Source organism: Chamaesiphon sp. VAR_69_metabat_338 (assembly GCF_031423935.1).
In the GTDB taxonomy this organism is placed as follows: domain Bacteria; phylum Cyanobacteriota; class Cyanobacteriia; order Cyanobacteriales; family Chamaesiphonaceae; genus Chamaesiphon.
On the sequence record NZ_JANPGM010000271.1, the window covers coordinates 1 to 8,013 of the forward strand.

The window sequence follows — 8,013 nt, forward strand, 5'->3', positions numbered from 1 at the left end:
GTTTTTAAGTCTCGGACTCGATCGAATCTACGGTCTACAAACGAGATAGATCTAATCTTGGTGTGAATGAAGTTATAGCAGTCGCCAAGGCTATTAGGACACAGCGATTGAAATCGCCGCTGGTGATGCAAAGTCCGCCTACGCGGACTAATTAGAAAACGTCCTAACGATCTTGGCGATTGCTATACTAGACTCGATCGATTTACATCTATAGCAATCATAAGTAATTCGTGAGATTTATTCGAGCAAGTTCCCTTCTATTCCTTTCGGTGCGTTACGCTACGCGATAATACACCCTACACGATCCTCTTACATATCAACCAGGACTGCTATATGCTGCATTATCGATCGAACGTCGATCGAAATTAATCAACTCGATCGAATGTCGATCTGGCACGATCGTCGATTAACCGAATTGCTTCACCGAATGGAAACCGCGCTAAATCTAAGCCGCCGGGAGTGACTACCCATAGCGTCGGGATGGTAGGTGCGGGAGTGGGAAACTCGCCGTAGCCGTCAGTGAGGTAGATACAGACTGCTTGCGTATGTTCGTCCCAAGTTTCGCTCACCCGATCGAAAAAGGGGATGAAGGAGGTACCCCCACCGCCTTCAGGAGGTGGCAAGGTTGAATCGATCGAGAGTGGATAGGGGCCATAAACGTCGCAATCCGCATAATATAGTTCGCACTCTAAATGCGGGTACGCGCCCAAAATCCCTCGGATTTCGCTCATAAATAGTGCGAGTAGTGTCCGATCGACCGAGCCGCTAGTATCGATCGCTATATACACTCGGGCTGATGTGCATTGCAATGCTTCGAGATAGAGTCCTTGTCCGATAAAACGGCGATCGAAACCCTGAAAATCGGTCGGAGTCTGAACTAGATATCGCCATAAATAGACGCGCCAATCTAATTGCGGAGCAAAAATCGACTCGAACTCGCGTTCGATTCCCGCTGGTAGTTTCCCACCCTGAGTAGTGCTGGCAATTGCGGCTGCTTGCTGAAGTGCTTGCCGCCAATGTGCTGCTAAGACTTCCCGCTGATGGCGATCTAATTTTGGTGAAGGGGTAAGATCGGTGCCGATGGGGGAATGACGATTATCTTCACAGCTTGGGGCTAATAAGTCGAGGTCGGCTAATTGCCACTGTCGAACGCTGGCTGCGTCGGCATGTTCGGATTCATCACCACGCAATAGTTCGTAGGCTTCTTCGACGCTGAGTTGTTCTAGTCGCTCGTCTCGCAAACCGCCTGGTGGCAGTTCAAATCCGCTCTCCAAGATCGTCCCATTGACGACGATATCAGCAGCAACATTCCATAAGAGAGGATCTCGCTCTCTGATGCGGCTCGGGTGCAATAATGCGGCGTGCAGGATCTCGTGGATGAGGATGCCTTCTTGTTGAGCTGTCGGTAGCGATTTGAGAAATTCGGGATTGAGAAAGACATCGCGCCCATCTGTTGCCGCACACGGAATCGTCGTGCAAGATACAAAGCGAGTCAACATTGCCAGCGTGCCAAAAAATGGCGATTTCGTGCGTAACCGAAGCAAGGATGCGCTAATGAGCTGGTCGAAATCAACAGTGGCGGGACGATCGTTCATTTCTTAATTAATCCCACGGCAATCGGGATAATTAACAATTAGCTATTTGTTATAATTTATCTAGAAAAGAATTAAACTTTACAGCGGTAATTGCCAAACAATCGTTTCGACTATTGGTGCGGGGAGCATCTCGCCCCGAAAATCAATCAGCTGGACTACCAATAAATAGGCGATCGCCAAGAAGATTGAAATTATACCTGAGACGATCGCGACAACCTTAGATCGATCCATAGTTTCGAGTAATATTTATAAGTATTATTTACGATTATGATAACACAAAATATTTTCTGATGGACGCATAATTAATGATGGCGGTAATCGATCGGCGATCGATTGCAGCGATTAACGATCTGGTGTAGGCGCGATTTTGACAATTAAGTTCTGCGGATGATATTTACTAATAAATTCATTAATCGCATCGCGATCGGCAGCCGTGGTAATACCAATACAGCCAGCGGTTCCATCATAACCATTGCGTTGATTGAAGCTCCGATCGAGATGAATACCTAGAGCGGTACGTGCAGTATCAAATTTTGGATAAATTCCGACAAAAGTCCTACCAACTTCAGATACTGTTCCAGGTACGATGGCCTTACTAACTTCATACGAACCATCTGGTAAAGGTGCGGCATTATTACCTAGATTGCGATCTGCATTTTGAGTATTTGCAGTTCCAGATACAGCATCGAATGTGTGGTATTTTTGACCGTCAACATATGCTTCGAGGGTATAAATCGGATTGCCCAATTCATTAGTTCCCTTGCTAGGATCTTTGACTAATTTCAAGTAGCTATTGCTACTTAATGGTGACGGTGACACTGCGGCGATATTTTTGGAGTTCGACCGACTTTTGCGAGTAAGCTTGAGGTAAGTGGTATCGCTATTTGTCGCTACTAAATTATTGCGTTTAGCTGTAAGCTTGGACTTAGTTTGGAGTTCGGCTGTCAAGACGAGTGATGACTTCAGTTTCGATGTTAAAGCAGTATTTTTTTTACCGATCGAGCTAGTTTTACTAATCCGTTCGGGGCTGGATTTTGGAGCCAAGTTGTGACGATTGGGACTAGACCAGATCGGCTGAATTGCGCTCGGACGCTCGGGCGCAATCGCCTTAGCAGGAACTGGCACTGCGAGATTGAGATCCGTGACGGCTGGTAAAGATTCGACGTTGCGAGCTGCTGTTCCTAGCGAAATGAGCGATCGATTCTCATTCTGAGAGGCTACGCCAACGGTTGGAGCCGCACTAGCGGGCAGAGTATGGGCAATTGCGATAAATAATGGCAGCGCGATCGCTCTCGACAACCAGTTAATAGTCGATGATTTCATGTGATTTGGGGTGGTTCTAATATTTGTTTTTGAAAAATTAACTAGCGATTTAGAGATTTAAAATGGCTGATAATCTTCAATTACAGCTTGGCTGTCGAGCGATCGACTTCTCAGAAAGTAGATAAGAAGTTTTTTAAATTGGATTGTAATAACTTGCGTAACTTCGATCGCCTTAGTATCAATTATGTCATTGAACTTAGATGCTAGCGGCGATCTAAATCACAATTTAGTTAACGATCTGGAGTCATTGTTTGCACGAATGTTCTACCATCACTAATGCGCCAGCGACCTTGTTGTTTCACCAATGATAATGAAGACGACTGTTGAGAACTCATCGCTCGACCAGATCCTCGGGCTTTTACTAATTGAGTAACTTTTACCGATGCATTATGTTCGGAAAGTAAAATCAATTGGATGTCTTGGACTTCAACGCTCACATCGACACGATAAGATTTCAAGCGATCGAACAGCCGCTGGGTATAGATTTTTTCATCATTTGAGGTACTGACAGCGACTCGCGACATCCGCTCGACATTATATTCATTCAAACCACGATAAAACTCCGTTAATGTCCGATGAATACCTTTGACATCTGATTGCTGTTGGGCATTCAGATGAGCGGGTTTTTCGCCTTTAACAATGAGTTTATCTTGGCTTGTTACTGTCAGTGACAAGCTAGGATTCATCTGTGCATTCGCAATCCCAACGGTATTAGTAGCTACCAAAACTAGATTGATGAGTGCAGTTGCCGTTGCGATGAATAAATATTTAGACATGGTAAAAATCAGTAAGTTGGCATCGATCTAGTTTTCCGGATCGCGAATCGATTGTTTTTTTATTTACACCGATCGACCCAAGACATCCGGAAACTATTGCATTTTTGCCAAAAAAATCGCTCGCTTTGGTGTTCGATCGGGGAACTGTCACGATCGATGGCGAGAAATGGCCACAGATAAGGGAGGATAATAGGCAACCCCCAGCCAGAAATTATGCCCCAGCCAGTACCCAAGTCAATTTGGTTAGAATTGCGGATCGACCCTGACAATCCCGCGCTGCTGGATCTGCTCGATCGCTTGGTGCGATCGCAGATGCTCGATCGATCGCAAGTGTTAGAAATTGCCAAAACTTGCTTGAGTGAAGAGTTACCGTTGCCAGCTCCAGCGGTACCGACGCCACAAATACCTCCACCGCCAGTAGCCATCCCTACAGTGCCAGCCATTCGCACCATCTGGCAAAACCTCAAAGATGAATTAAGCGTGCGCTGGTTGCTATTTTTGGGGGTATTTTTGGTCGTCCTCTCTTCTGGGGTGTTGGCGGCGACGCAATGGTCGCGCTTTCCCGCCTGGGGGCAATATGGATTGCTGTGGCTCTACACGATCGGATTTTGGGTCGTGGGCAGTTGGGCGCGCACGCAGCAGGGCTTGAGGCTGACAGCTAGTACCCTGCAACTCGTGACGCTGCTATTGATGCCCGTCAATTTTTGGGCGAGCGATTCGTTTGGCTTGTGGAGAGAACCTTTAGGATTAGTTACGGCGATCGTCGCTGGCTGCGGGTTGGGCGGGATCGTCTATCTCAAACACCAACAGGAGCGCGGACGTACCACTACCGTTGGCGTAGCCTCTCAGAATGAGAATCGATCTGGCCTACTACTCGCTGCATATCTGGGGTTGAGCTGCTTGCATCTGGGCTGGCAACTCCCCTACTGGCCGGCGATCGCGATTTATAGCGGTGCGATTGGTGTCGCGATCTTGTTGCAAAAAATCCGCCAGATCGAAGGCGGCGCGCTGGCTATTTATGGCGTGGGTGTATTGCTGCTGCGGGGGTTATTTGTCGCTCATCTGCCAATTTTTACCTTCGGTTTGGCGATCGGGATTGTCGGGTGGTTATTTACCCAATGGGGTCTGCAAAAACAGCACCGACTCTTACGCTTGGCGCAGAGCAGCCATGTCACGGCATCGCTGCGTGCGGCGCATTATCGAGTTACCCTGAACAATCTCGCGCGATTCTATCAGCGGATCGGTGCTAGTTTGCTAGCTTTCGGTTGGCTATTGAGTATCTGCGATCTACTCGCGCGTCCCCATAATAGCTCCTGGCAAGCAGTCGCAGTCAGCAGTCTGACATTAGTTTGGCTGTGGCAACGCCTACGATCTCACCAGAAAGATCGTGAGGTCATCGCCCTCTTTGTGGTCGGATTGCAAACCTATATCGTAATCAATTGGCTCTGGGCACCTCTCTCGACGGGGGCGATCTTTGCCAAGGTTTTACCGTATATATTGCTAGTCTTCGGTCAGAACTATCTAGTTGCTGGTTCGTTAATCATTTTTCCCTACTTACTACTGTGGGTGGGGATTACCAACTGGTTCTGGCAGAAAGGCTGGCATTCCCTGACGCGCACTGGTGAGGTGCTCATCCTGGTGACTGGGGCGTTATTACCATTTATCAATCTCGCCAATCCACTAAGTTTGCTCGTCGATCTCGCGCTTTCGACCGCGATCTTGGCATATTTAACGCTGCGCTATTTACCAACTAAATCCAGCTATCTCTACATCACTCACATATCTGGGTTGGCGACCATTTTTGCCGCCCTCTGCTATCGTTGGGACTGGTGGATCGCGATCGCTCACAACTTCATCCCCGTGCCGATCGAGAATACAGAGGTGCTCAATTCAGCCGTACTCGCCATCGTCACGAGTAGCTTAAGCGCGATCGAATTGTACCTGTGCGCCCAACCCGCGCGTCGAGCTACTGATGTCTGGTTGCGCAGTTGTTGGTGGATTGGCTTGGGACTGGCGACTTTTGCCTATAGCTGTTTCTTGTTGCTAGCAACATTTCCCGCTGCGGCATCGGTTTGGCCGCTGTGGTGGCTGCTCGTGCCGATCGCGTTAACTTACGTCGCCACGCGTCGGGCACCCATCCAGCCGTGGCAACTCGCCACCCAAATCCCCGCTGCCTGGTTGGCAATCTTGGGGCTGGGACTGGGCTTATGCTTGACCGTCGATCGACCGGAATGGCGATCGATCTTATTAATTGCCGCTATCGGGCTGATGTTCCCGATCGTCAACCGCCTGAAACGGTGGTTGCCAGCGGCGATTCAGATCGGCTGGGGCTTGGGATTAGGCGTTAACTTACTCGCCGATCGGACTGCACCCGATTATTGGCTGCCAATTGGTGCGGTAACTTGCGCGCTCCTCTGGTTTGTCAGTCCCAAACTGCCTCGGATCTATGCGGTGGCGAGCGATCGCTGGGCGATCGGTTTAGCTGGGCTGGGACTGACGACAGGCTCGATCCAATATGCTACTAATATCGCGATCGATCTCCACTGGGTTAACAGCTTTCAACAGAGTAGTGCCCCTTTGTTCGAGAATAGCCATCTCATCACGCTAGGAGCTACCGGAATTTTAGCCGGTGCCATGCGATCTCGCAGCCATTGGCAAAATAACTCAATTCCGCAACGAGCATGGTTTTGGAGCCTGATTTGGACGTTACAACTCACCCTCTCCGCACTAGTGCATTTGTTAGGTGGGGATACTCTCATCCTGGCTACTGCCAATATCATCTTGGCTGTACCGATCTGGATCTGGTTTGAGTCGGACGCGCGGCGGCAATTGCCGCGTTTAACATCACCAGGGATTGAGTTATTACCCTGTCTCTTAGCTGGTTGGGGCTGGTTGTTACGACTGCCATTTTTCAATGCCTATACTGGACTGCTGACGATCGCGGCTGGGATAGTTTGGGTATTAGCCAGTCGCAGGAGTTATCGCTGGATCGGTTACGGCGGAATGCTGGCTGTCACAGTCGGCTGTTACGAGCTAATTGCTCATTACATCCTCCAAGCTCCCCCAGGTGGAAATCTTGCCGATGCATTTACCGTTTACGGCTTTGTTACTGCTCTCATCGCTCTAGCTTACCGATTGGGCGTTTGGTGGAGATCGCGTAAAGGTGGCGATCTGTGGTGGAATTTCCCGCTAAATAATCTCAAAAATGTTGCCCATCTACATTGGGCGGTGGCGAGTACCTGGAAGATCGCCGCCGCGACGATGCCTGCCGTACCGCCGCCCCAGCTCACGCTGTTGCACCTGTTTGTTAGCGTGTTATTGGGTGGTTATGCCTTGATTCAAGCTCGATCGCGCGCGGGTCGCGATTGGTGGATTTATGTCGGCTTTGCGGAGCTATTAGGGGTTGGCATCTACGCTCGATCGATCTTCCAGAATTTGGGTATCGTCGATGAAGGACTGATTTTAATTGCTTGTGTCGTCGGCTTGCTCATCTTACTCGCGCCGTGGCGACAATGGGGCTGGCACGATCGACCGTGGCGAGTCGTTGCGCTAGTATTACCACTATCGCGGGTGGTATTTGAATGGGATCGGATTTCGTTGCTGAATTTAGTTATTCTGGCGGTCTTTTATGCAGGAGTAGCGCGCCGACAACGCCAGTTTGGTTGGGCTTATCTGAGTCTAATTTTTATCGATTGGGCGGGGCTGCGACTGCTATTTGAATATCGCTTAACTAGTCCGCTGTGGTACGCTACCCTCGTCGGTGCATCGCTGTTAGCTGCCGTTCAATGGGATCCCTACTGGCAAAATTCCAAGCAAAATCGTCATTACGGAAGGATTGGCGGCAGTGGCACGATCGCGATCGCCGCATTATTATGGCACCAGCCGTGGCTGCCGATCGGCATCGGACTAGCGATCGCGACGCTCGGACTAGTGCTCAGAGTTCGCGCTTGGTTGTATGTCGGCACTGTCACCTTAATCCTGACACTAAGCTATCAATTACTGCTCCTGATTACCGAGTACCCGATTACCAAATGGGCGATCGGTTTACTCGCAGGGGTCGCGATTATTGCACTAGCAGCCAATTTCGAGCGTCGCAAGGAGCAAATCGAACGCGCCCTGCAACATTGGCTCGATCGCTTCCAAGAGTGGGAGTGATACCCTCTTGCCCTCACCCCCAGCTTTACGGTGTATACACATCTTTGGTGAGAAGCGAAATTGGTGTAAATCCCCCTAAATCCCCCTTAAAAAGGGGGACTAAGATCCGGATCTTATCCCCCTTTTTAAGGGGGTTTGGGGGATTTAGATCTAGAAACGAAGTC

Annotated in this window: 5 protein-coding genes; 1 reads left to right on the forward strand and 4 read right to left on the reverse strand. The window is 49.4% G+C overall.

Annotated elements, in window-relative coordinates; all coding sequences use genetic code 11:
* Positions 1 to 365: 365 nt before the first annotated feature.
* The 4 genes from RMO84_RS07935 to RMO84_RS07950 form a co-directional block, all read right to left on the reverse strand.
* Entirely contained in the window at positions 366 to 1,595 is a 1,230-nt protein-coding gene (locus RMO84_RS07935; protein ID WP_310487926.1) for a DUF2201 family putative metallopeptidase, read from the reverse strand.
* 78 nt (positions 1,596 to 1,673) lie between these two features.
* Positions 1,674 to 1,826, reverse strand: coding sequence for a hypothetical protein (locus RMO84_RS07940; protein WP_310487927.1), 153 nt, complete (start codon positions 1,824 to 1,826; stop codon positions 1,674 to 1,676).
* Positions 1,827 to 1,937: 111 nt separating this feature from the next.
* Positions 1,938 to 2,918 carry a hypothetical protein gene (locus RMO84_RS07945; protein ID WP_310487928.1) on the reverse strand — a complete coding sequence of 327 codons (981 nt, stop codon included), beginning with the start codon at positions 2,916 to 2,918 and terminating at the stop codon, positions 1,938 to 1,940.
* A gap of 230 nt (positions 2,919 to 3,148) precedes the next feature.
* Positions 3,149 to 3,694: a hypothetical protein gene (locus tag RMO84_RS07950; protein WP_310487929.1), complete on the reverse strand. Its 546-nt coding sequence runs from the start codon at positions 3,692 to 3,694 to the stop codon at positions 3,149 to 3,151.
* Between the two features lie 213 nt (positions 3,695 to 3,907).
* On the opposite strand from RMO84_RS07950, the gene RMO84_RS07955 reads away from it, so the two are divergent.
* Positions 3,908 to 7,849, forward strand: a complete 3,942-nt coding sequence (locus tag RMO84_RS07955; RefSeq protein ID WP_310487930.1) for a hypothetical protein — start codon at positions 3,908 to 3,910, stop codon at positions 7,847 to 7,849.
* The last annotated feature ends 164 nt before the right edge of the window (positions 7,850 to 8,013 follow it).

Bases quoted from the DNA above. Each gene is read 5' to 3' on its own strand.
- RMO84_RS07935 (WP_310487926.1), bottom strand. From the start codon at position 1,595: ATGAACGATCGTCCCGCCACTGTTGATTTCGACCAGCTCATTAGCGCA.
- RMO84_RS07940 (WP_310487927.1), bottom strand. From the start codon at position 1,826: ATGGATCGATCTAAGGTTGTCGCGATCGTCTCAGGTATAATTTCAATC.
- RMO84_RS07945 (WP_310487928.1), bottom strand. From the start codon at position 2,918: ATGAAATCATCGACTATTAACTGGTTGTCGAGAGCGATCGCGCTGCCA.
- RMO84_RS07950 (WP_310487929.1), bottom strand. From the start codon at position 3,694: ATGTCTAAATATTTATTCATCGCAACGGCAACTGCACTCATCAATCTA.
- RMO84_RS07955 (WP_310487930.1), top strand. From the start codon at position 3,908: ATGCCCCAGCCAGTACCCAAGTCAATTTGGTTAGAATTGCGGATCGAC.